This is a genomic window from Sphingomonas sp. STIS6.2, assembly GCF_000732685.2.
GTDB classification, from domain to species: Bacteria; Pseudomonadota; Alphaproteobacteria; order Sphingomonadales; family Sphingomonadaceae; genus Sphingomonas; species Sphingomonas aerolata.
This window is the reverse complement of record NZ_JPDP02000118.1, coordinates 1-1184: the sequence shown is the minus strand read 5'-3', so window position 1 is coordinate 1184 and position 1184 is coordinate 1. Positions and strand designations below refer to the sequence as shown.

The window sequence follows — 1184 nt, the reverse complement described above, 5'->3', positions numbered from 1 at the left end:
CCCGCCGATCCGCTGGTCCGCCAGCAGCCGCGCCCCGCGCCGCGGCCCGACGCACCGGTCCGGCAGGTGCCGACGCCGGCCACCGAAGGGTTCGAGGTCGTGCCGGACCCCCTGCCCTTCACCCCGCCGATCGACGTCGTCGGCACGGGCACGGGAAGCGTGGCGGTCGATCCGCCCAAGCCGTCGCCCCTGTTCGTCCAGCCGGGCATCGACCCGCGCTATGCCGCGGATTTCCAGCCGGGTTATCCGTCCGAGGAACGCCGGGCCGGGCGCGAGGGGCGAGTCGTCCTGCGCGTGCTGATCGGCGCGGACGGGCGCGTGAAACAGGTCGAGCGGGTCACCGCCACCAGCGACGCCTTCTATCGCGCGACGCTGGACCGGGCGCTGACGAAGTGGCGGTTCAGGCCGGCGACGCGCGACGGGGTCGCGGTCGAGGCGTGGAAGACGATGAACCTGTCGTTCGTGCTGGAAAACTGAACCGCGGGCGGCGACCCGTCGCAAGGATGGGCCTGCAGGTCGGGCCCCCCGGGTCGTCGCCCAAGGTACTGGCCTTGGGGGGCCTGCATGCCTATCTTTGCGCGATGGGCTCTTTCAGTCGTTTCTCGCCGGTCCGCGCCTATCGCGACCTCCGCCTGTTCCTCCGGGGCCGGCAGCCGTACGAGCTTGGCTTTCTTGCGCTGGCGATGCTCGTCACGGGCTTCCTGATCTACGCCTTCTCGAAGGACAGCTATGCCGAGCGCGAGTATCGGCCGAACATCGTCTATGTCGAGCAATGGCCCGCGGATCGCACCGATGCGCAGATCGTCGCGCAGCAGAAGATCGACGCGCCGATCAAGGCCGCGCGCCTGGCTGAGCAGAAGAAGCGCGAGGAGGAAACCCGCGCGTCGTTCAAGCGGATGGACGACAAGCTGAAGGCGCTGGGGATCTGACCATCGAATCCGGCCGGTTTGTCGGGGCAGCGCTGGCGCTAGCTGCGCGGGGACGTGGGCGGACGGCACCCAACCCTTGTGTCGGCTGCGTGATCGTTGCGGACGGGCGCGTCCTCGGGCGCGGCTGGACGCAAGCTGGCGGTCGGCCGCATGCCGAGGCGATGGCACTGGCGCAGGCTGGCGCGAAGGCGCGGGGAGCCACGGCCTATGTGACGCTCGAGCCCTGCGCGCATGAATCACCGCGCGGGCCGGCGT

General features: G+C 70.5%; 3 protein-coding genes. All 3 read left to right on the top strand.

The window, feature by feature from the left end; translation table 11 throughout:
* On the top strand, positions 1 to 477 hold a 477-nt coding region (locus sphst_RS13700), incomplete at its 5' end, for an energy transducer TonB (protein ID WP_199848979.1).
* A gap of 104 nt (positions 478 to 581) precedes the next feature.
* Complete coding sequence (locus sphst_RS13695) at positions 582 to 929, top strand: hypothetical protein (RefSeq protein ID WP_031396092.1); 348 nt, start codon at positions 582 to 584, stop codon at positions 927 to 929.
* 2 nt (positions 930 to 931) lie between these two features.
* Positions 932 to 1184: deaminase (locus tag sphst_RS13690; protein WP_234387655.1), on the top strand; the 253-nt coding region annotated here is incomplete at its 3' end.

What these genes read in the sequence shown, in the direction of transcription:
- sphst_RS13695 (WP_031396092.1), top strand. Translation starts at nt 582, where the DNA reads ATGGGCTCTTTCAGTCGTTTCTCGCCGGTCCGCGCCTATCGCGACCTC.